The organism is Neobacillus drentensis, from assembly GCF_036965645.1.
GTDB classification, from domain to species: Bacteria; Bacillota; Bacilli; order Bacillales; family Cytobacillaceae; genus Neobacillus; species Neobacillus drentensis_D.
The window spans coordinates 1-21,799 of sequence record NZ_JBALPZ010000137.1 but is presented as its reverse complement, the minus strand read 5'-3'; the positions used below and the strand labels follow the sequence as shown (position 1 = coordinate 21,799).

At 40.2% G+C, this 21,799-nt stretch carries 21 protein-coding genes; 4 read left to right on the top strand and 17 right to left on the bottom strand.

Features of this window, described 5'->3' with window-relative positions:
• Positions 1 to 62 precede the first annotated feature (62 nt).
• On the top strand, positions 63 to 653 hold the full coding sequence (locus V7266_RS23655) for a DUF1836 domain-containing protein (RefSeq protein ID WP_335471551.1): 591 nt from the start codon (positions 63 to 65) through the stop codon (positions 651 to 653).
• Positions 654 to 676: 23 nt separating this feature from the next.
• Here V7266_RS23655 and V7266_RS23650 read toward each other — a convergent pair whose 3' ends face one another.
• Positions 677 to 2,218 (bottom strand): glycosyl hydrolase family 28-related protein, encoded by a 1,542-nt coding sequence (locus V7266_RS23650; protein WP_335471550.1) that lies wholly within the window; start codon positions 2,216 to 2,218, stop codon positions 677 to 679.
• Between the two features lie 194 nt (positions 2,219 to 2,412).
• Between V7266_RS23650 and V7266_RS23645 the strand changes: the two genes are divergently transcribed.
• Positions 2,413 to 3,291 (top strand): hypothetical protein, encoded by an 879-nt coding sequence (locus V7266_RS23645; RefSeq protein ID WP_335471548.1) that lies wholly within the window; start codon positions 2,413 to 2,415, stop codon positions 3,289 to 3,291.
• Between the two features lie 161 nt (positions 3,292 to 3,452).
• Here the strand turns inward: V7266_RS23645 and V7266_RS23640 are convergent, their stop codons facing one another.
• Positions 3,453 to 4,466: a mannonate dehydratase gene (locus V7266_RS23640; protein WP_335471546.1), complete on the bottom strand. Its 1,014-nt coding sequence runs from the start codon at positions 4,464 to 4,466 to the stop codon at positions 3,453 to 3,455.
• A 180-nt stretch (positions 4,467 to 4,646) separates the two neighbouring features.
• Between V7266_RS23640 and V7266_RS23635 the strand changes: the two genes are divergently transcribed.
• Complete coding sequence (locus V7266_RS23635) at positions 4,647 to 5,501, top strand: LysR family transcriptional regulator (RefSeq protein WP_335471544.1); 855 nt, start codon at positions 4,647 to 4,649, stop codon at positions 5,499 to 5,501.
• A 145-nt stretch (positions 5,502 to 5,646) separates the two neighbouring features.
• A complete protein-coding gene (locus tag V7266_RS23630) occupies positions 5,647 to 5,961 on the top strand; it encodes a DUF3892 domain-containing protein (RefSeq protein ID WP_335471543.1) in 315 nt (104 codons plus the stop codon).
• A gap of 36 nt (positions 5,962 to 5,997) precedes the next feature.
• Here V7266_RS23630 and leuD read toward each other — a convergent pair whose 3' ends face one another.
• From leuD to V7266_RS23555, 15 genes are all read right to left on the bottom strand, one after another.
• On the bottom strand, positions 5,998 to 6,582 hold the full coding sequence (gene leuD, locus V7266_RS23625) for a 3-isopropylmalate dehydratase small subunit (protein ID WP_335471542.1): 585 nt from the start codon (positions 6,580 to 6,582) through the stop codon (positions 5,998 to 6,000).
• Between the two features lies 1 nt (position 6,583).
• A complete protein-coding gene (leuC, locus tag V7266_RS23620; RefSeq protein WP_335471541.1) occupies positions 6,584 to 8,002 on the bottom strand; it encodes a 3-isopropylmalate dehydratase large subunit in 1,419 nt (472 codons plus the stop codon).
• A gap of 93 nt (positions 8,003 to 8,095) precedes the next feature.
• On the bottom strand, positions 8,096 to 9,202 hold the full coding sequence (gene leuB, locus V7266_RS23615) for a 3-isopropylmalate dehydrogenase (RefSeq protein WP_335471540.1): 1,107 nt from the start codon (positions 9,200 to 9,202) through the stop codon (positions 8,096 to 8,098).
• Between the two features lie 237 nt (positions 9,203 to 9,439).
• Positions 9,440 to 10,984, bottom strand: coding sequence for a 2-isopropylmalate synthase (locus V7266_RS23610; protein ID WP_335471539.1), 1,545 nt, complete (start codon positions 10,982 to 10,984; stop codon positions 9,440 to 9,442).
• Entirely contained in the window at positions 10,971 to 12,002 is a 1,032-nt protein-coding gene (ilvC, locus tag V7266_RS23605) for a ketol-acid reductoisomerase (protein ID WP_335471538.1), read from the bottom strand. The genes V7266_RS23610 and ilvC overlap by 14 nt, the downstream gene beginning before the upstream one ends.
• Before the next feature lie 26 nt (positions 12,003 to 12,028).
• Positions 12,029 to 12,550: an acetolactate synthase small subunit gene (gene ilvN / locus V7266_RS23600; protein WP_335471537.1), complete on the bottom strand. Its 522-nt coding sequence runs from the start codon at positions 12,548 to 12,550 to the stop codon at positions 12,029 to 12,031.
• The gene (ilvB, locus tag V7266_RS23595; protein ID WP_335471536.1) at positions 12,547 to 14,274 is read right to left on the bottom strand and encodes a biosynthetic-type acetolactate synthase large subunit; all 1,728 of its coding nucleotides are present in this window, start codon (positions 14,272 to 14,274) and stop codon (positions 12,547 to 12,549) included. Before ilvB ends, ilvN begins: the two co-directional genes overlap by 4 nt.
• A gap of 567 nt (positions 14,275 to 14,841) precedes the next feature.
• Positions 14,842 to 16,512, bottom strand: a complete 1,671-nt coding sequence (ilvD, locus tag V7266_RS23590; RefSeq protein WP_335471535.1) for a dihydroxy-acid dehydratase — start codon at positions 16,510 to 16,512, stop codon at positions 14,842 to 14,844.
• 358 nt (positions 16,513 to 16,870) lie between these two features.
• Positions 16,871 to 17,605 carry an exonuclease domain-containing protein gene (locus V7266_RS23585; protein ID WP_335471534.1) on the bottom strand — a complete coding sequence of 245 codons (735 nt, stop codon included), beginning with the start codon at positions 17,603 to 17,605 and terminating at the stop codon, positions 16,871 to 16,873.
• Entirely contained in the window at positions 17,592 to 18,581 is a 990-nt protein-coding gene (locus tag V7266_RS23580; protein WP_335471533.1) for a DUF294 nucleotidyltransferase-like domain-containing protein, read from the bottom strand. Before V7266_RS23580 ends, V7266_RS23585 begins: the two co-directional genes overlap by 14 nt.
• Before the next feature lie 132 nt (positions 18,582 to 18,713).
• Positions 18,714 to 19,973, bottom strand: coding sequence for an ammonium transporter (locus tag V7266_RS23575; RefSeq protein WP_335471531.1), 1,260 nt, complete (start codon positions 19,971 to 19,973; stop codon positions 18,714 to 18,716).
• A gap of 194 nt (positions 19,974 to 20,167) precedes the next feature.
• Positions 20,168 to 20,497, bottom strand: coding sequence for a MerR family transcriptional regulator (locus V7266_RS23570; protein WP_098527351.1), 330 nt, complete (start codon positions 20,495 to 20,497; stop codon positions 20,168 to 20,170).
• Between the two features lie 139 nt (positions 20,498 to 20,636).
• On the bottom strand, positions 20,637 to 20,795 hold the full coding sequence (locus V7266_RS23565) for a hypothetical protein (protein WP_335471528.1): 159 nt from the start codon (positions 20,793 to 20,795) through the stop codon (positions 20,637 to 20,639).
• Positions 20,796 to 20,816: 21 nt separating this feature from the next.
• Positions 20,817 to 20,954, bottom strand: a complete 138-nt coding sequence (locus V7266_RS23560) for a hypothetical protein (protein ID WP_335471526.1) — start codon at positions 20,952 to 20,954, stop codon at positions 20,817 to 20,819.
• Between the two features lie 170 nt (positions 20,955 to 21,124).
• Entirely contained in the window at positions 21,125 to 21,481 is a 357-nt protein-coding gene (locus V7266_RS23555) for a hypothetical protein (RefSeq protein WP_335471524.1), read from the bottom strand.
• Positions 21,482 to 21,799: the final 318 nt, after the last annotated feature.

The window sequence follows — 21,799 nt, the reverse complement described above, 5'->3', positions numbered from 1 at the left end:
AGTCAATCTTTATCTCATTATGTATAATAAGAATATCGATTAAGTTAGCGGAGGCTTTTTACATGGAAAATATGTTACAGAACATTAATTCGTTAGGTCTTGAGACAAGTTTAACGTTGGATGATATACCTAATATAGATTTATATATGGACCAGGTCATCCAATTGTTTGAAAATAATTTCAATGACTCAAAGCGGAATCAAGAAGATAAAATTTTAACAAAAACGATGATTAACAACTATGCAAAAGGAAAATTAATTTTTCCAATCCAAAATAAAAAATATTCACGAGAGCATCTAATATTAATGAGCTTAATCTACCAGCTGAAGGGAGCTTTATCGATTAATGATATTAAAGTGACCCTTAGCGATATAAATCAAAAAATTATCAATGATGAAATCGATTTAGATTCATTTTATACAAGTTACTTACAACTTACCGGTCAGAACGTGATTGATTTAAAAAAAGACATGGAAGAGCGAGTGAAGGATGTAAAGAAGGAAATTTCCGAGGCTAAAGAAGAAGACTCAGGGAATTTGGAGCAGGTACTCATGATCTCATCCCTTGTTCATATGAGTAATTTATATCGAAGAGTGGCGGAGAAGTTAGTTGATGAACTAGTTGTTGATAAAGAAGGAAAGCGTCAAAAATAACGATTGACGCTTTATTTACTTGGTCAATGGGCAGCAGTTTTTGTTTTGAACTCAACATCCTGTACATCTGATCCAATGTCAATTTCTTCTGGTGAGCAATCTTGTATTCTGATTGAGTCTGCATGATTTTCACCTCCGAAAATTTTCACACATGGCCCTCGATTGGTAAAATCCTTGACAGTGACCCTATTCAAGGTTACATTCCTTGCCCGATATTGTACGGCAATCACTGGATTCCGTTTAAAATCATATTCAGGGTCTCCTATAATGGTAAACTGATTAATGACTACATTTTTATATGCGGAAACCACCATTCCTCTAGGAGCAGAATCCTTATATAAATCAGAATACACCGGAGAAATCGCTACAAGATTAGCAGCGATAATATGATAAGCACTCTTCGATTCCGCATCATTTTGTTTATGATGACCAATGTGGCGGAAGTTAAAGGAACGATTATCGTTAACAGAAATATGGCCAAAAATCGTGATATTCGAGGCGGCAGAAGAATTCTGATGGGCCTTTATTTCCACCCCGCCAAAGCACCTGGCACTTGAGTTATTCACTAATACTACATTTCTGGAGCCATCATCAATTTCGATTCCATTGGAATTAGAGCGGCCCTGCTGATGGGCCCGGCCGCTGGGATCACACATATGAGAATTAGAAATAAAAATATAATCGCTGTGGTGTGTGGTAATCCCATCGTCACCAAAACCACTACCGGTCACATGATCAAGCCAGACATATTTACTGCCGCCACGGGCACGATATCCGTCGCCGGCATAATTGTATAAGGTTGAAGAAATATCAAAACAATGAAGCCCGGGATTTATTCCCTCTACGTCTTTTACCCAGCCGTAAGTAACATTTGCATAGGTTAAACAGCTTGAATGGTTGCCCCATGTACTTGTCTTCTCAATCTTACCGAGTCTTTCAACGTTCCAATCCAAACTTAAGCCTTGAACAAAAAGGTGATGATTGCCTTTCCAATGATTAGCGTTTGTGATTAATCTTGTACCTTTTGGGGCTTTGTCATGAAGTTTAATCGTAGTCGTGCCTGCACCGGAACCAATAATCCATGACCAAGAGGGCAGTGTAATACCTTTCGTGACATAAATTCCTGGAGGAACAATTACTTTTACCTGTCCGTTACCTAGTGCCTTTTTAAATGCAGAGGTGCAATCTGTTTTTCCGTCTCCTACTGCACCATAATCCACTACATTTATTTCTCTCTTCATGTTAGCTAATAATTGTTTGTACTCCACGTCAAGCTTGTCTTTCCAATCTGGAACCACATTTCCATCATCGTCCAGTAAAATGGTAGTGGGTTCTAATAGACGAGAACCTTCAGCCGTAAGACGAAAAGCACCGCCTTCAAGTTTTTCCCGGATTGAAAATGATCTGCTTTCTTGAGGTTTTGGTATGTTTGAAAGGTTACGAGCTTGCTTAAATAGGGATTCGGTTTCTAGTATCAGATCTTTTATAGGTAGTTTGTTTCCTGTAATTTGATCAATCAGCAATTTGTTCTGACGTGGATCGTAGGATTTATCAAAATCTAGCATTGTTTTCACCCCGTAAAAGCTAATTAAGTGTAGTATACACTGGTTAGGCCTCAAAGTGAAAAAGCAAGGTTCTTTATAGATGGATTCGAATTCTGAATATTTTGTGAAAAGTTGATATGTTTGTAGGGAATAGGAATTATTTGGTATACGATAAAGAAGAGTGATTAACCAATTTTTAAGGAGGGGAAAAGAACATGAAAAACTACAGACCGATAAGCTTGTTGGTGGTATTGATATCTATATTTTCATTTGCAGCCACGACATATGCACTTATTTCAAATCAAGGTCAGGGCGGATATGAATATAGGTCAATATTCGGAAAACGTGTAGACATTTATGGCAAGGGGCTCTATCAACATGATTCCATATCCATGGCCACACAAGCTATCGCCCAGGATTATGTGACCTTATTTTTAGGTATTCCTTTGCTCATTATTTCACTACTTCTAGCCAGAAAAGGATTGATAAGGGGGAGGCTGCTCCTCACTGGGACGCTGGGCTACTTCTTATACACCTATGCCTCTTATTCGTTTCTTTCTATGTATAACTCCATGTTTCTTGTTTATATCATCATCATGTCAGCGAGTTTCTTTGCGTTTACACTATCCATGATGTCCTTTGATATTCCGAGCTTACCTCAATTATTTAAGGACGCACTTCCTGTTAAATTCATCAGCGGCTTCTTATTAGTTGTTTCGACTGTGTTTGGGATGATGTGGCTCGGAAAAGTCGTGCCGCCGATGATGCTCCACATTGTACCAGATGGACTTGAGCATTACACAACACTTGTCATTCAAGCACTTGACCTTGGCTTTGTTGTTCCGGTTGGCTTCTTAGCAGCTATTTTACTCTTCAGACGAAGACCATTCGGCTATCTCCTAGCAGCCGTCATCACCCTCAAAGATGTAACACTACTAACTGCCCTTTCCGCCATGGTCATTCTACAAGTCTCAACAGGTGTCCAAATAAGCCTAGTCTTAATCGGCATCGTCCTCCTCATCAACATCGTTTTCCTCTATACCATGATTGTCATCTTGAAAAACGTAAAAGAGGTGTCAGGCACCATTAAGTAATTTCTGATAGTTAGAATAGTAAAAAGCCAAGTTATCGGTTATGAAACTTGGCTCTTATTTGTTCATCTATTAGACTGCTTTTTTGTGTGGTGTATGATCTGCTGGGATCTCGATGCGTTTCGGTTTATTGATAATTAAGATAAATCTCTATCAAACTGCTCTTACCCTTTAAATTCTACAAGTGCAGCAAGGAGTGCTTTAATATATCCAACTGAGTAGGCATATCCGATGTTATTGTAATTCCATTTGATGCAAGTGTTAGGCCAGCTCGGGTTATCTTCGATTTGAACTCCTTCCAGTATTGGCACATGGTCCGGATTTAAACAGCCGTCATATCCGACTTTATCCAACTCTAGTAAAATCTTAAACATATTTAAATCGCCATCATCCAGCAGCGCTTCTTCAAACGCTTTAGTGGTTGGGAGACTTCCTCTGACATTACGGAAATGAACTAGGAAAATCTTACCCTTTCTTCCATAATGATTGATTTCATTGAGGACAAGCGGGCTGCCGCCTTCTTCTGCCCTGGTGCCAATACAGTAAATATATCCGACGTTTTTACTTGGGAAAGCATCCATTAACCGATGGTAGCCAAGCCCGCCAAACAGTGTTTCAGGGTGCGGGGCATCGGATGGGTGCATACCAAGTAACACATTAGCATCTTCCGCCACTGGAACCATTTCACGATAGGCGTCACAGAAGCGCTGCCACATTCCCTCATGTTCTTCCGCGGTTGGGTGGGGGAAGGATTCTTTTGTAAAACCAAGACTTTCCCCGCGAGCAACCATGCCGCCCCTTTGGATGGAACGATATTTGGTTGTTAAATGCGGAAAGGTATCTCCTTCAAATCTTTGTCTTACCAGTGTTATGCCTGCTTCGCCATATACTTTAATCGCATTAATCGAGTTTTCCAATTCCTTTTCACTGCCAGTCTCATTATTGATGAAACGACTAGTGAAATCAGGTAACGTTACCCGGTTAATATCCATTCCAAAAGAACGAATCCTTCGTTTTAATTTTAATAATTGGTCCAAATCTGGATAACCTTGCTCTTTTACCCCGGCAAAGGCAGACCCTTTACCAAAGTCAATGCAGTCGACTCCTAACTGACATAGCTGCCGTAAATCTCCATCTGTTAAATCTGTCGTATAAGAAGTCATAGAAATCTTCATCATATCTGCCACTCTCCTTTTAAAGCTAAGTAATTTTTACAAAAGTATGAAAAAATAGTCTAGAAGGGTTGATTAACAAACTGTTTGTTATACAATCATTTTAATGTGAAATCGCTTTCAATAAAAATATTGAATTTTTATTAAAAATACAAAAAGATTTTTATAACAAAGAGGGGTGACGGTTTGGATTTTCGAGATTTTGATATACTGCAAGTTTTATTTGAAGAAAAAAATATAAAAAAGGCTGCAGACCGCTTATTTCTTTCTCAGCCGGCTGTAACTTATCGTATTAATCAATTGGAAAAAGATTTAAACATACCGATTCTGATTCGGGGGAATAAGGGAGTTCAATTCACGCTGCAGGGAGAATTCCTAGTCGAAAGTACAAAGGGGCTTTTACACGACAGAGATATCATGATTGAACAGGTACAAAATCTAGCGGATGATGTGCAAGGTACTTTAAGGCTCGGGGTCTCGAATAACTTCGCTATTTCAAAGTTCCCACCGATTATAGCCAGTTTTAACAAGGCCTTTCCAAAGGTGAAAATTCAGCTTAAAACTGGTTTAGGAATCGAAATCATGAAGATGTTGGAAGAAGGGGACATCCATATTGGGATCGAAAGTGCGGGCCATAAATGGGCCGAGCAGAAGGTATTAATTGATAAGAGTAAAATTTGCTTGATTTCAAAGGAGAAAATCACTTGGGAAGAGCTGCCTGCAAAAAACATAATCTATATTGCTACCCCAGCCATTAAAAAGGTATTCACCAACTGGTGGCCTGTCATGTTTAGGACCGCACCATTTATTACGATGGAAACGGATTATGTTGAAACATGCAAAAGGATGGTAATGAATGGATTAGGTGTAGCCTTTGTTCCAGCTTTTTGCCTAGAACCATCTGATTCAGTCCATATTCTCGAACTAGATGGAAAGTCAAAAGAAGAATATATCATGGAAAGTTGGATGAATTATCGGGAATCCACTGCAGTACTATCAGTGGTAAGAGAATTTATTGATTTCATGCTGGACAGGATCTAATTTCTTCATTTTTAAAACAAGAGAATCTTTATATAAATCTTTATTATATAAATGAAAGATAATTTTGAACATTTATTGACAATTCTTAGTAAAAGGATAAATTAACGAAAATGAAAAATACTAACAAATGTTCGGAGGTGACGTGATGGAACAGAAGGATTATCAAAAAATTTACGAAGAGTATAAGGCCCAAGGTGAACAGCAGGCTCAACTCGAGACAGATCAAGTGAATAGCTCTGGAAAAGAGGAGTTTGTTGCTGTAAGAAAAAATGATGATGGCGACATCATTGCTTTCAGAACCAGCTCAGGGCGGGAATTAGATTATCTAACCGCTTTGAGTGAGGCGAAGGCAGGTAAACTTGCCCATGTAGATGTTTTTCATAAATATGGACGTGATATCATCCGGAGTGAACCGGACGGCATTAAGGAAAACAATCTTGACCACCTGCCAGAATTTTAGGCAGAAAAAATGCGCTTGGGCCATGCCCAGCGCATTTTATTTGTTCGCAAGTTCATAATCATTAATTTTATCTTCGTATGTTAAAGTAACGCCAATTTCATCCCAGCCATTCAGAAGCATTTGCTTAGGATATGGAGCAATATCAAATGAAAGCTCAAAACCCTCATTGTCGTATACTTTCTGTTCTTCAAGGTCAACTGTTAATGTGTATTCAGTAGATTCCGCTTTTTTAATAATCGACTGAACCTGAGCCTCACTAGCTTGAATAGCAAGAATACCATTTTTTACACAGTTGTTTTTAAAAATATCGGCATAGCTTGGAGCAATAATGACTTTGAAGCCGAAATCCTGAACTGCCCATGGAGCATGCTCACGAGAAGAGCCACAGCCAAAATTCTCGCCGGCAACTATGATGGATGCGCCTTTATATTTTGGCGCATTCAATGAAAAATCAGGACGAGGATTCCCGTTGTCATCAAAACGCCAGTTATAAAATAAAAATTGTCCAAAGCCACTGCGTTCTATCCGTTTTAAAAACTGCTTAGGGATAATCTGGTCAGTATCAATATTGGACCGGTTTAATGGATAAACAAGGCCTTGATGTAAGCGTAACGGTTCCATTTTAAATTACCTCCTGTGCAGTAAATTGACGGACATCCACAAAATGACCAGCTACCGCTGCAGCTGCTGCCATTTCTGGACTTACAAGGTGGGTGCGGGCACCATTTCCTTGGCGTCCTTCAAAGTTTCGGTTAGAAGTAGAAGCACAGCGTCCGCCTGGTGGAACAATGTCATCATTCATTGCAAGACACATACTGCAGCCTGCTTCACGCCATTCAAAACCAGCATCGATAAACACTTGATCAATGCCTTCTTTTTCAGCAGCAAGTTTAATACTAAAGGAGCCTGGAACAACAATTGCTTTAACACCAGGATTTACTTTGCGGCCGCGAACTACTTCAGCGGCTTTACGTAAATCGCTCAATCTTGAGTTCGTACAAGAACCAATAAATACATGATCGATCGCTACACTTGAAAGAGGCTGTCCAGCTTCAAGACCCATATATTCAAGGGCACGCTTGATTTCGTCTTTTTCACTTGGCTTGTCCGTACCATCTGGGCTTGGGACGTTGGCTGTTACCGGGATACACATTCCAGGGTTCGTTCCCCATGTCACCTGTGGTTCCACTTCGGCGGCATCAATTTCGACCACTGTATCATAAACTGCGCCTTCGTCTGTTGCAAGAGCACGCCATTTTTCTACAGCTTTCTCAAACTCTTCACCTTGTGGGGCGTGTCTGCGGCCGCGCAAGTATTCAAAAGTGGTTTCATCTGGAGTAATTAATCCTGCTCTCGCGCCAGCCTCAATGGACATGTTGCAGACTGTCATTCGTTCATCCATTGAAAGGGCACGGATGGCTTCACCAGTGTATTCAATCACATAGCCTGTTCCAAATTGAACGCCAAACTTACCGATAATCGCAAGGATTAAATCCTTTGCGGTCACGCCTGTCCCAAGTTTACCATTTACCTTTACATTTAAAGTCTTTGGTTTTGCCTGCCAAAGTGTTTGAGTAGCAAGAACATGTTCCACTTCGCTTGTTCCAATACCAAAAGCTAGTGCACCGAACGCACCGTGTGTAGAAGTATGACTGTCTCCGCAGACAATGGTTTTACCAGGCTGGGTAAGACCAAGCTCAGGTCCGATAACATGCACGATTCCGTTATCTGGATGATGAATGTCAGCAAGGGTTACTCCGAATTCCTGGCAATTTTTTTGTAAGGTATCAATCTGATTTTTTGAAACAGGATCGTCAATAGTCAGCCTTTGGCGGGTTGGTACATTATGATCCATTGTTGCAAAAGTCAGGTCGGGGCGGCGAACCTTGCGCCCGTTCATACGTAAGCCCTCAAATGCTTGTGGGGAGGTTACTTCATGAACTAGATGTAAATCAATATATAGTAAATCTGGTTTTCCCTCTTCTTGATGGACAACATGCTGTTCCCAAATCTTTTGGATAATTGTTTTTGGTGTTTTCATAGTACACTTCCTCACTATAAGAGATTTATAGTTTTTATGGATAGAAAAGTTGCGGGTAAACCATTTAATTAACTGGTTTACCCTGCAAATGAATTAATAATAACAGCTGGCGATACATTTAGATGCATGCTGCGATTTAATGTAGTCAACAATCAATTTTGTCATCTCTGAGGTACCTACTTGGCGTCCTTCTGAGATTTGAAGGTCCCCTGTATGGAATCCAGAATCGAGAACCGACTGTACTGCATCTTCAATCACTTTTGCTTCGTTATTTAAATCAAATGAATATCTCAGCATCATGGCAGCTGATAAAATCATCGCAGCTGGATTGGCAATTCCTTTGCCGGCAATGTCAGGTGCCGAACCGTGAACTGGTTCGTACAGACCAACACCGTCTTCACGCAAGCTTGCGGAAGGGAGCATACCAATCGAGCCAGTTAAAACGGAAGCTTCGTCACTTAAAATATCGCCAAAAAGATTCTCGGTCACAATAACATCAAACTGAGTTGGGTTTGTGATTAATTTCATTGCAGCCGCATCAACTAATAGATGTTCAACCACTACATCAGGATATTGAGCTTTTTTCTCCTCAACGACTTCACGCCACATCTTGCTGGATTCAAGGACATTGGCTTTATCAACTGAAGTAAGATGCCCCGAGCGCTGCTGGGCAGCTTGAAAGCCTTTATCTACAATTCTTTCAATTTCTTTACGTGTATAACAAAGGGTGTCTACTACGGCATTACCATTATCACGGCGTTCACTTGGTGTACCGAAATAAAGCCCGCCTGTTAATTCACGTACAATGAGGAGGTCGCTTCCTGTCACTACTTCTTCCTTAAGAGGAGAGGCATGGAGAAGGTTCTTAAATCCCTTAATTGGCCTTAAATTTGCATACAAATCCAGTGCTTTCCGGATACCAAGCAAGCCACGTTCCGGACGAAGATGGGAAGGGTTTTGATCCCATTTTGGTCCACCTACGGCACCTAGTAAGACAGCATCTGCTTGTTTGCAAGCATCTACGGTTGAATCCGGAAGGGGAGTGCCGTACTGATCAATGGCTGCTCCTCCGATTTCATGGGTTTCAAAGCTAAAACTATGATTAAATTCTTCCGCAATTGCTTGTAAGACATCTTTTGCGGAATTGATAACTTCCTTGCCAATCCCATCACCGGGAAGTAAGACAATATGTTTTTTCACTAGAAGCAACCTCCTCATTTTTTTGTTTTACGATAGGGCGCCTATGTAGACGCCTTTTATATTTAGGATGTGTATTACCGAGTGTTGATTTCCGCTCCAGGCGCTTCGCTTTCCGCGGGCGGTCCGGGGAGCCTCCTCGGCGCTATGCGCCTGTGGGGTCTCCCCAGTCCCGTACTCCCGCAGGAGTCTGCTCGCCTTCCGCTCCAATCAACAGGCTGAAATTAAGTAAGAATCTTTTTATAATGCTGCGGGTTCTTGAACCAATGTTGTTTGATTAAAACAAGCACGATTGACTGCATTTAAGAAGGACTTTGCTGATGCTTCCAAAACGTCTTGGGCAGAGCCGCGGCCCGAGAAAGAAGTTCCATTCACGGTCATTTTCACATGAACCTCCGCAAGAGCATCACGTCCTTGGCCAACAGAACTTAGTCTGAAATCAGTTAAATGGATTTCTTCTTCAATTAGTGCTTCAAGGGTGTTCATCAATGCTTCAACACTTCCTGAACCAGTACGCGCTGTTTCAACCCGATTTCCTTCTGGAGTTGTCAGTGCAACAGTCGCCGTAGGGAGATTTGCTGAACCATAATGCACCTGGAAAGCAACCAATTCATATTTTTTTACATCGAATGTCGCTGTCTGAATGTCAGTTAAAATGGTAAATAGGTCCTCATCTGTAACTTCTTTTTTACGATCGGTTAATTGTTTAAAAGAAGTAAAAGCTTCAGCAAGTTTTTCAGGGGAGAGGGTGTAGCCCAATTGCTCGATTTTGTCATTGAAAGCATGACGGCCGGAATGTTTTCCAAGTACTAAATCATTGGATGTAACTCCGACTAATTCAGGAGTAATAATCTCATAGGTTAACGCATTTTTTAAAACGCCGTCCTGATGAATCCCTGATTCATGAGCGAAAGCATTTCTACCAACCACGGCTTTATTAGGCGGAACAATCATTCCTGTTAAACGGCTGACCAAATCACTTGTGCGTTTAATTTCTTTTAAAACTAGATTCGTAGTAAATGGATACTTATCTTTACGGATATTTAAAGCAACGGCAACTTCCTCTAATGAGGCATTGCCGGCACGTTCGCCTATGCCGTTAATAGTACCCTCAACTTGAGTTACACCATTTTCAATTGCTGCTAATGTATTAGCAACGGCCATACCTAAATCATCATGACAGTGACAGGAAAGAGCGGCTTTATGAATATTTGGAACATTTTCTCTAATGTAACGGAACATGCGGCCGTATTCTTCCGGTGTTGTATAGCCAACTGTATCTGGTAAATTAATGACAGTAGCACCGGCATCAATCACCTTTGTAATGATTTGAACCAGAAAATCCAGATCAGAGCGGGAAGCATCTTCTGCAGACCATTCAATATGCGGAAATCTTTGTTTCGCATATCTAACCATGTCTACTGCTGTGTTAATAACCTCCTCTGGAGTTTTCATCAGCTTATATTGCATATGGATAGGGGAGGTAGCAAGAAATACATGCAATCTTGGTTCTGCTGCATCTTTTAACGCATCCCACGCAATGTCAATGTCTGATTTTGTTGCGCGTGCCAGGCCTGTAACCGAAGAGTTTTTGATTGTTTGGGCAATGGCTCTTACTGCTTCAAAATCACCTTGAGAGGAAGCCGGAAAGCCGGCCTCCATAATGTCAACCCCAAAACGTTCTAGCTGTCTGGCGATTTCTAATTTCTCAAGCTGGTTTAAATTTACACCAGGAGACTGTTCTCCATCACGTAAGGTTGTATCGAAGATGTTAACGTGAACCATTTACCACCACTTCTTTCTTTGCATTTACAGGCTTTTTAATAAACGGCATCAATGCACGAAGCTCACGGCCAACAACCTCGATTTGATGATTGTTTTCAGCACGGTTGATAGCATTGAATTGTGGACGGTTTGTTTGATTCTCTAAAATCCAGCCCTGTGCAAATTTACCAGTTTGGATATCTTTTAATACTTCTTTCATGCGTGCTTTTGTTTCTTCGTTCACTACGCGTGGTCCGGAAACGAAATCCCCCCATTGAGCAGTGTCAGAGATAGAGTAACGCATGTTTTCTAATCCACCTTCATATAAAAGGTCAACGATTAATTTTAACTCATGTAAACACTCGAAATAAGCAACTTCAGGCTGATAACCTGCTTCTACTAAAGTTTCGAAGCCAGCTTTGATTAGGGCAGTAGCACCACCGCAAAGAACCGCTTGTTCTCCGAATAAATCTGTTTCTGTTTCTTCTTGGAAAGTAGTTTCTAATACTCCGGCACGAGCAGAACCGATTCCTTTTGCATACGCAAGAGCAACTTCACGTGCTTGACCAGTATAGTCTTGGTAAACCGCATATAGAGCAGGAACTCCAGCACCTTCTGTATAAGTACGGCGAACTAAATGTCCAGGACCTTTTGGAGCTACTAGGAATACGTCAACATCAGCAGGAGCAACGATTTGGCTGAAGTGAATGTTGAAACCATGTGCAAAAACTAATGCATTACCAGCTTGTAGATTAGGTTTGATGCTTTCTTCGTATACTTTAGGCTGCATTTCGTCTGGCAAAAGAACCATAACAACATCTGCTGCTGCAGTTGCTTCAGCGACAGTAGTAACCTCTACACCATCTTCAACTGCTTTATCCCATGATTTTCCTTCGCGTAAACCAACAACTACATCAAAGCCGCTTTCTTTTAAGTTAAGCGCATGAGCATGACCTTGAGAACCATATCCGATTACTGCGATTTTCTTTCCTTGTAAAACTTCCTCTTGAATATCTCCGTTATAAAGTACCTTTACCATTATGAATCATCCTCTCAGATATATTGTTATTTTAATAGTGAATATGTTGCTAGTTCGTTTACTTGCGGCTGGTGCCCACGCTGGAGGGCAGTCAGACCGGTTCTTGCAATCTCCTTAATGCCGTAAGGCCGGAGCATTTCAATCAAAGCATCAATTTTATCAGGACGTCCTGTAATTTGGACGGCAAGACTGTCTTTGCTTACATCAATAATTAAGGCACGGAACGGATCAATAATTCCGTTGATTTCACTGCGCAATTGGCTGTTAGAAGCTACTTTAATTAAAGCTAATTCGCGGGCTACAATTGCTTTATCAGTAATATCAGAAACTTTTAAAACATCAATCTGCTTGTTTAATTGCTTTGTTACCTGTTCAAGGCGTTGTTCGTCTTCAACTTCCACTACCAAGGTCATTTTTGAAATACCTTCTGTTTCGGATGGACCGACTGAGATACTCTCAATATTGAATTGGCGTCTTTGCAAGAGACCGGTGACACGGTTTAGGACACCGCTTCGGTCTTGAACGGTTGCGGTTATGATCCGTTTCATGGTTTCACCCCTAACATTTCATGAATTCCTTTACCAGGGGCAATCATCGGGAATACTTTTTCTTGCTGAAGGACACGGCAATCAACTAGTACAGGGCCATTATGAGCAAATACTTCCGGTAAAACTGTAATAAGTTCTTCCTGATTATTAACCCGATAACCCTTAATTGAATAGCTGTCAGCAAGTTTGACAAAATCAGGCTGTGTATGAAGAATTGATTCCGAAATCCGGTTTCCGTGTAAGAGTTCCTGCCATTGGCGAACCATACCTAGAGCACCGTTGTTGACAATAATAATTTTTACCGGAAGGTTTCTTTCATATATAATTGACAATTCCTGAAGTGTCATTTGGAAACCGCCATCCCCAACAATTGCGACGACTGTACTATCCGGTTCAGCAATTTGTGCACCAATCGCAGCAGGGAAGCCAAAGCCCATTGTTCCAAGTCCACCTGAAGTAATCCAGCGGTGCGGCTGTTTAAAGGTGTAATATTGCGCTGCCCACATTTGGTGCTGTCCTACATCGGTTGCGACGATGGCATCACCATTAGTGACTTTATGGACTGCTTCAATAACCCATTGCGGACACATGCCGTTAGGATCATGTTTATACCAAAGAGGATACTCCTGTTTGTTTTGGCCTAATTTTTCCAGCCATTCAGCAGCTTTAGGTGACTCAATTTCCTGTTCAAGCAACTCACAAAGTGCCTCTTTCGTATCGGAAACGATTGGAAGATGTGTTGGAACATTTTTACCAATTTCGGCTGGATCGATGTCAATATGGGCAACCTTCGCAAATGGAGCGAAGTGTTTAAGATTGCCAGTTAATCTGTCATCGAAACGGGCGCCAAAGTTGATAAGCAGATCACATTCATATATTGCCATGTTCGCTGCATAGGTTCCGTGCATTCCTCCCATTCCTAACGAAAGGGGATTATCTGCAGGGAAGGTACCAAGCCCGAGTAACGTTGTAACTACTGGGATTTGGTGTTTTTCCGCAAAAGCAGTTAGTTCTGCTGATGCTCTTCCATGAAGAACACCGGCGCCTGAAAGGATCACAGGCTTGATTGATTTTGAAATAGAATCGGCAAGCTTTTTAATTTGTATTGGATTTGGCTTTGTAGTTGGCTGATATCCAGGTAAATGAATGCTTGCTTCTTCAGGTTCATTGGTTAAAAATCCGGCGGAGATATCTTTAGGGACATCGACTAAGACTGGCCCTGGCCGTCCGGTAGAAGCAATATGAAAAGCTTCCTTGACGATACGCGGTAAGTCTTCAACGGACTGTACCTGATAGTTATGTTTAGTAATTGGTGTTGTGATTGCCATAATATCAGCTTCCTGGAAGGCATCGGTTCCGATGATGTTACGTGCAACTTGACCAGTAAATATGACAAGTGGCAGGGAATCCATCATCGCATCTGTGATGCCTGTAACAAGGTTAGTTGCTCCAGGACCTGAGGTGGCAATGACAACGCCAGGTTTACCGGTTACCCGGGCATACCCTTCAGCAGCATGAATCATTCCTTGTTCATGTCGGAAGAGAACATGCTTGATTGTACCCTGGGCGCGATAAATTGCGTCATATATAGGAAGGACAGCGCCTCCGGGATACCCAAACAGTGTTTCTACACCTTCTTTTTTCAGTAAGTCGATGAGAAGGTCTGCACCGGTTCTCGGCTCTGTAGTTGTTTGGACATCAAGCTTTTTTGCTTCTACTTTCACGTCATAATCCCTCCTTAAGGGTAAAAATTGAATGTAGATGTCGAAAAATATTGATTTCTTATTTTAGTATTATAATATAGAAATTTGTAAATAAACAGAAAATTTTGTTGGAAAAACGTCGGATTTTGACAATAAATCTTTATGCGCAGTCAAAAAGGCCCATTCTCCACGAATTAACTGCAAAAACGAAAACATAAGCAGAATAATCGGGGAGAAAAGGCCTTACATTTTCTCGGTACCACCCGTTTTTTACAGTATCCTTACGAATACTGCCTTTGGAAGCGACAACTAATAGAACGCTTCTTTTGGTAACAGGTGCTGTAATATAAACACCTGGTTGAGCCTACTTTGTAGTCCATTTCAGCTTAACACTCAGGGATGATGTCAGAATAAGTTGTATTACTGGGCTTCCAGCAACCCCAGCTCTCTGAAAATACAAATTCTTATTCCTTTATTCCCGTCATCGATTTTTTCTATTAATTTGTCAATTAATCAAATCATACATTATTAGTACCTTAGCTTCCTTAGGGAAGGGGAGGAGTACTAGACATTCCCATTATGATGAATCTATATTTTCATTACTCCGCCAGTATTAGCAGAAGTTACAAGTTTAGCATATTTTGCAAGATAACCAGATTTAATTTTTGGCTCTGGTTTTACCCAATTCTTACGTCTCTCAACTAATACTTCATCATCCACGACAAGTTCAATTGAACGTGCTTCGAGATCAATGATAATTTTGTCACCATTTTCAACGAGACCAATTGGTCCGCCTTCTGCTGCTTCAGGAGAGATATGACCGATGGAAATTCCTCGGCTTGCTCCTGAGAAGCGGCCATCTGTGATAAGGGCAACTTCTTTTCCTAAACCTCGACCCATAATAGCGGAGGTAGGAGCCAGCATTTCTGGCATTCCGGGACCGCCTTTAGGACCTTCATAGCGAATAACTACTACATGACCGGCTTTAACAGTTCCGTTATTAATGCTTTCTAACGCCTCATCTTGAGATTCAAAAACAATTGCTTCTCCTAAGAATGTTTTAATTGAAGGATCTACAGCACCAACTTTAATTACTGCACCATCTGGAGCAATGTTTCCATATAGGATGGATAGTCCACCAACAGGGCTATATGGATTATCTTTTGTCCGGATGACTGCTTCATTTGTGATTGTTGCGTCCTTCACATTCTCTCGAAGAGTTTTTCCCGTAATCGTTAGGCGGTTATCGTGTAAGGCACCTTCTACTTTATAAAGTTCATTGATGATGGCACTTACACCGCCAGCGCGATGAACATCATCCATTGAATAATCAGATGCTGGCATAATCTTAGAAAGGTAAGGAACTCTTTCAGCAATTTTATTGACTTCGCGAAGATCATAATCGATCCCTGCTTCATGGGCAATCGCTAATGTGTGTAACACAGTATTAGTAGAGCCGCCCATTGCCATATCTAGTGCAAAGGCATTATCAATGGCTTCTCTTGTAATGATGTCACGTGGTTTAATATCGTTTTTAATTAAGTCAATAAGATGTCTTGCTGCTTGCTTAATTAGTTCATGTCTTTCTTCGGAAGTAGCAACCATTGTTCCATTACCAGGAACCGTCATTCCTAAAACTTCCATTAAACAGTTCATAGAGTTTGCAGTGAACATTCCAGAACATGAACCGCAAGTAGGACAGGCATTGGTTTCAATCTCAAGTAACTGCTGTTGGCTGATTGTGCCGTTGTGGTAAGCACCAACACCTTCAAAAACTGAAGTAAGGGAAAGATTTTTTCCTGTTGATGGTGAAATACCAGCTTCCATTGGACCGCCTGATACAAAAACAGATGGTACGTTCGTTCTTGCGGCTGCCATTAACATCCCCGGTGTGATTTTGTCACAGTTTGGAATGTAAAAAACACCATCAAACCAGTGTGCGTTGATTACTGTTTCAGCACTGTCCGCAATGATTTCACGGCTTGGAAGGGAGTAGCGCATACCAATATGTCCCATCGCAATTCCATCATCTACGCCAATTGTATTAAATTCAAATGGAATTCCTCCGGCTTCCCGGATTGCTTCTTTCACTATTTCACCGAAATGATTAAGGTGTTTATGTCCTGGGATAATGTCAATATACGAGTTACAAACTCCAATAAATGGCTTTTCTAAGTCACTCGTTTTTACCCCTGTAGCATAAAGTAAACTGCGGTGGGGAGCACGATCAATTCCCTTTTTAATCATATCGCTTCGCATTTTCTTAGCTCCTAACTGACAATGGTATAGTCTGAACTTCCTGGGTAATAAACCACACCGTCGATTGTTACAATTCATCTTGTGATTGCTTTATTTTCGATAATCATACAACCAAAAGAGAACATGGTCAACATAAAAATCTGACAATTCAAACAAATCAAATTATCTGGTAGCGTTTTCATTATTGGTCTAATAAGGAATTTTGAAATAAAAAATTTTTAAAAAATTTTTTATTCTTTGAAAGTGAGGAGGTGAAATTAGAAGATTTTTCAGTAGTAAGTAGGGGAGAAGGGAATAAAAGTACAGTTGGAAACTACTATGCTAATAGGTGAAAATATTAGATTAGTATAGTAGTTTATCAACCGATTTTTGCTAAAAATTCATAAACCTGGCGTAAATAATGGAAGCCCTTTTCCTCTGCTAACTGTAAATAATGTCTCCAAACTTTGGCTGTCATGATGGCATCGCTAAGGGCATGGTGGCGATTCTCTACCTTAATGCCACATTCCTCGCAAACTTCTTCAAGCGGGGCTGATTTCATATAGGGATTTGATAGGCGGATGAGAAAAGAAGTATCGACAATCCGATGGTCGAATCTTGTTCGTATTGCGTCGCTGGTGATTTTCTTCATAAATGCCAGCTCGTGACTGCTGTGGTGTGCAACTAGAAGGTCGCTTTTAATAAATTGAAAGAATTGCATTAACGCGTCCTTAGCCATCGGGGCAGTATTTAAATCTTCTTCGTAAATATTCGTTAACGCTGAAATCTCACTCGATAATGGAAGGTCTGATTTTACTAATGTATAAAAGGTCTCTTGTTCCTTTAGTTGGCCACCTGTCATTTTGACCGCACCAATCGAAATAATTTGGTCACCTTTTTCAGGATAAAAACCAGTGGTTTCTAAATCAAAGACCACTACCTTTAATTCTTTCAGCGGAACGTCCAAGCTGTTCTTCTCTTTCATTTCTCTTTGGATTTCTCTAAGGAATGCCATTTGCTGTAAAGAAGTTTGATTAGGTAAACTGGCAAATAGATTTGAATTAGCTCTCCCAGATATCTGACGAAAAAATTGGATCATATCATTCATTCTCATCTGAATCATCCTTTTCTATTAACCTTTTCATATTATGAAAGAGAGCTGCACCGTTTTTAATGATTTCTTTAACTTCTCTGATTTGTTCTTTTGTCAGACGGCTGACATCTAAAAAATGACCTGAATCATAGTCTTTATGGTCAGAAAATAATAATCGGTAGGTTAGCAGCTTTAAGAACTGTTTTTTGAAAAAAGCTTTATCACCCGCTGGAAAATAGGAATCTGGTATTCTTTCAAGACGGAGAAGAGATGAGGTTTCTTGCAATTTTTCTTTCATGGATAAGAGACGGATTGCATTTACATAGGGAAAAAGACCAATTTCTTTAATATTTAATTTTCCTGCATGCGCCCCATGTGTCTCAACAAGCAGCTGACCCAATACGTTGATCCCTTTTTTGAGGTGAAGGGTATTGCTTAATGATTTCGTCAATAAGTGATGTTGTTTCGTGTTTTGATATATATGTTCCTTTAACGTTTTAACATAGGTGTCATTACCATACATAGATCTTCCATCTAAAAAGATGAGCAGATAGCGAATCGATTCCCAGGTTGATTCCACCATCCATTTCGATAATTGCTGCTTCCATTCGTTAAGTGATTTACACCAGAACGGGTTGCTGGCCATCACGCCACCGTCGCAATATCTGTACCCTGCTTGATAAAGCCCTTTTGAAATTTCTTTTCCTAAAGTTAGAAAGTAAGATTTGGCCTCGTCAGATGAATCAAGATAAATAATTCCATGGTCTTGATCACTCCACACGGATTGTTCCATTCTGCCAGCACTGCCCATGACGAAGAATGTGAAGGGTGATGGAGGTGATCCGTGCTGGCTCGAAACCAGCTCGATAGCGATATCCGCCACACGGTGAATCAAGTTATCGTGCAGTTCGTTTAATTTAAAATGGTCATGGTGTACGTTTTTCATTTTTTCTTCGCGAAGCTGAACTAGATCTGGATATGGGTCATGATGCAACATGAACACCCCCTAAATTCAAATAGCAGCCATTCCTATGGGATAGGAATGACCGCCTAATATTTTAAAAATGGTCAAGCAGAATCTCCTAAGGACTCGGAGGCAGAAGCCTCTGGTTTAGGTGCTTCTGCTTTTTTATTGAGCTTTAATTTGTTGCTCTGCCTTTACTAATTCAGGGTATCCGTAGCTGCCGTGCTCGCTTATATCAAGACCGATAATTTCTTCTTCTTCAGTCACACGTAGCCCCATAACTTTTTTCATGATTGCTAAAATGATAAATGAGGCAATAAAGGCGAATGCTCCGCAGGTTAAAACCCCTAATGCTTGAACACCCAGCTGATGTAATCCACCGCCATAAAATAATCCTGGTGCACCAACAGTGGCTAATTTTTTTGTAGCAAAGAAACCAGTCGATAAGGTTCCCCAAACACCAGCAGTTCCATGGACGGATAGTGCTGCAATTGGATCGTCAATTCTAACTTTCTCAAAGAAACGAATGCTATAAAATACTAAAATCCCAGAGATAAAGCCAATTACTACTGACGCCCAAGTCTCAACAAATGCACAAGATGCGGTAATTGCTACAAGACCTGCTAAAGCTCCATTCAACATCATTGGCACGTCTGCTTTACCTAATACCACCCAAGAGATTATCATAGCAGCGACCGTTCCAGCTGCAGCTGCAAGGTTCGTATTTAAGGCAACAAATCCGAAGAATCCATTGTCAACAGATAGTGTGCTGCCGGCATTAAATCCAAACCAGCCAACCCATAAAAGTAATACACTTAATGCTGTGAATACTTGATTATGACCTGCAAGATTATTAGCGGAACCATCTTTGTTGTATTTCCCAATCCTAGGTTTTAATAGAATCGTAGCAGCAAGAGCTGCCATTGCACCAGTTAAGTGAACAACTGTTGATCCGGCAAAGTCTTGATCTCCGTGCTCAGCTAACCAGCCGCCGCCCCAAATCCAGTGAGCGATAGGAGGGTAAACGATGATTGAAAAAAGTACTGAGAATACTAGGTATGCACTTAGTTTAGCTCGTTCAGCAAATCCCCCAAAAGCAACAGTCAACGAAATACCAGCAAAAGCTAATTGGAACATAAAGAAAACAGCACCTGAAAGTGACAAACTATCTATCTCGTAGCCTGAATAGAAAAAATCGGATAACCCAATTAGCGGGTTGCCTTTTCCGAAAATTAATCCAAAACCAACAGCCCAAAATATAATGGAACTGATACTAAATGTTAATATGGTTTTACCTGCAATATGTCCTGCATTTTTCATTCGGGTTGATCCTGTTTCTAAAAGAATGAAACCTCCGATCATTAATATAACCAATACTGCTCCTAACATAACCCAAAGGCTGTTCATTAAGAATGTAGTATCCATGTATTCTCCCCCTTTTTAAATGATGTTAATTTTTATAACATCCTCTGTAGTTGTATTTTTACATGGAATAGGGTGGTGTATCTATAATTTTGTGAGATTTTCTAACATGGTTTTTAAAAAGGGGGATAAATCTCCCTATTCTCAAAGAAAAAACCTCGATTCCTTATGAGAGAAAAACGAGGCTTCCGACATTACTATGAATTTCTTCGAATACCAAACTGGGCATTAAGCTGTCCTTGAATCATTTTGCGGCGAATATCATCCTGATTTTGTTTCTTCTGTTCCCGAAGCATTTCCTTTCTAATTTCATGTGTTTGAATTCCATCCTCAATTTTATTTGCGATATCCATTAATAATTCAACATCGGTAAAGGAAAATTTTCGGCTTCCTCCTGCAGATCTTTCGGGGAATATCAGTTTTCTTTCTTCGTAATATCGTATTTGTCTTTCGGAAAGTCCGGTTAAGTCTCTGACTATACCGATGGTTATGACCTTTTTATCTTTGTAAGACATATCTTTTCCCATTTTACTTCCTCACCACACCCCACTGTTTCTATTGTTAGAATTTTTTAAATATTATATGTTATATTTTCTCACGTGAAAATGGATATTTGTATTTATATGCTTTATTTTATGAAATAAATTTTACTGGAGTAGAAGGATATTATTTGTTAGAGGGAATTGACTTCTTATAAAGAATCTCCAGTTCACTGATGGTAAGTGATTGAAGCTCAGCAGAAGAATACAACGTATCGGAGCCTGTTAACTTTCTAATATAAAATTGCTTTAGTCGTTCAAGGCCTCTTCGTAAGTGGGTTGTCAACGTCTTTCCCTCCTTTAGATACTAGGCATTCTGCAATTTTCTCAAAAGTTCGTGTCCTTTAGAGCCCATTGTTTTCATAAGTTCTTCATATAATTCGTCGCGTAATTTATCTAATTGTAAGATTTGCATCGCTAATTTAATTTCATTTCGCTGATTCATGTGAATTCTCCCCTTTAATAAGTTTATATTCAAAAATTAACTGATTTTTTTGCTCTTGTCAGTGAAGATGTTAGAAAGGTTAACAGGGTATTTTCTAGGGCGGTGGGGTGATATGAAAGGAATTCTTACGAATGAAAAAGAACCCGCCAAAAGGCCGGTTCTTATAATACTTAAAATTCTCCTTCAAAAGGTGTAAATGGAATGTGGAGGCGATTTTCGATTGCTCTGACCCGTTGATTAACACGTTGGAGGCGTCTTTGCAGTTGGGCTACATCCCGCTGGAGCTGATTAATTTCTCTTTCTTGACGCTCATTTTGTCTTTCAAGTTGATTAATTCGACGTTCAAACTGCAGTGGCTGCCGGTCCGGATCATATTGCTCAATCGGAGCATAGGGGTTCACTTGATCAATTGGGTCATAAGAATGAATGGGTGCATGTGTGCCGTAGGAAGGGTATTGTTCTACCGGGACATAGCTATGATACTCAACAGGCTTTTGTGGAACTTGATAATAACCGTAGGGATTCATTTAGGCATCTCTCCTTATGTGATATTTCCCTATAAATTATGTACTTAGATAAAGGGGGAAACGGCGAATGCCTATAATGGAAATTTGATTCAAAACGAATGATCTAGATTATTCGTTTTGAATCTATAAAAAACTTATATTTTTCATTAATTTGGAAGACTGAATGTCGTTGAAAATTAGTATATTGCTATTGGAGTGTTTTGGGGATTATAGAAAAATATTTAGTTTTTATTATCCTAGAACGCAGGATAATAGTGTAATGGGGATAAAAGCCTCTATTAGAATAAAGTTGAATTTAGTCTATTAACGTATTAATAT